Below are 1,188 nucleotides of genomic sequence, written 5' to 3'. Positions count from 1 at the left end.
CACCCACTCCCCGTCAAACGGGGGTTCGTCAGCCGATGTACTTGTGATGAGATCGCTTTACATTTTGCTGGTCGACCATGGCGTAGCAAAGTGTTGTCTCGATCTTGCTGTGCCCCAACAGCACCTGCACCTGCTCGATCGGCATCCCTTTATCAATCGCTTTCGTCGCAAGGGTCCGCCGAAACTTGTGCGGATGCACACGCTCCCCAATCGCCGACCTCCCAAGCTCACGCAACCGTGTCTCGACACCGCTGATTTCAAGTCGTTTATAGGGATAGTTGAGAGCGACGAATAGCGCCTCATTTTCGTCAATTCGCTGCTCGAGGTAAGCGCTTAGATGAATCTTGGCTCGTGCATCGAAATAAACTTTCCGCTCTTTATTGCCCTTGCCCTCAACCACGCACTCTCGATTTGTCAGGTCGATATCCCACCTGTTGAGCTTCACGAGCTCGCCAACGCGCATTCCCGTTGATGTCAAAAGGTCAACGATTGCAAGGTCTCTAGCTGTTTTGCATCCGTCCCTCAAGGCTTCCATCGACTCATCGGTAATGATGGGCTTTACCGCTTTGAGCGATCGAATCTTTTTGATTCTCCTAACGGGGCTCTTGTAAACGATGTCCTCGATCTCAAGCCAAGAGAAGAAGCTCGATATTATCCGCCGGATATTGTCCACGGTGACATTACTCACCCGGCCGCTCTTCTGACACGCCGTCAAATACCCACGCACATCATCGGTCGTAACCTCGATAAAGGATTTACCAATAGCTCTGGAGAAACGTTCGAGCGCTTGCGAGTAATACCGAATGGTTCTAATGGAGCAACCCTCGACAGACTTTGCAGACAGAAACGCGTCTATCGTCTCACCGTTAGTAGAAAACTGGGTGTTCCTCAAAGGAAAATCGCCCGTATTGAGCAGGCAGTGATCAAGCACGGAATGTAGTTTTCCCAGTTGATCGTTACTAAGAACCGGCGCCATAAGTCGCTCGATCTCCTTGATGACAAGCACCTTCTCATTCATAAGAATGCTCCTTACCGCACATAAACACATGCGGTAAGGATGCAACAACGAACTGCTTAGCCAAAATACTCCTGAGCAAGGCTGTCATAGAGCATCTGCAGCTTTTCGATCTTCTGTTGAACGATAAACCTCGATTTGTCGACCTCGGCGACGAAGGCAGCGAACTCTTG

At 50.3% G+C, this 1,188-nt stretch carries 1 protein-coding gene; it reads right to left on the bottom strand.

Translation table 11 applies throughout. From position 1 onward, the window contains the following. Positions 1-28: 28 nt before the first annotated feature. The gene (xerA, locus tag I2E26_RS01630) at positions 29-1,018 is read right to left on the bottom strand and encodes a site-specific tyrosine recombinase/integron integrase (protein WP_195419364.1); all 990 of its coding nucleotides are present in this window, start codon (positions 1,016-1,018) and stop codon (positions 29-31) included. Between the last annotated feature and the right edge of the window lie 170 nt (positions 1,019-1,188).

It is taken from the genome of Collinsella sp. D33t1_170424_A12 (assembly GCF_015554865.1).
Lineage (GTDB): Bacteria > Actinomycetota > Coriobacteriia > Coriobacteriales > Coriobacteriaceae > Collinsella.
The sequence above is the reverse complement of the archived record's forward strand: the minus strand, read 5'-3'. Positions and strand labels throughout refer to the sequence as shown.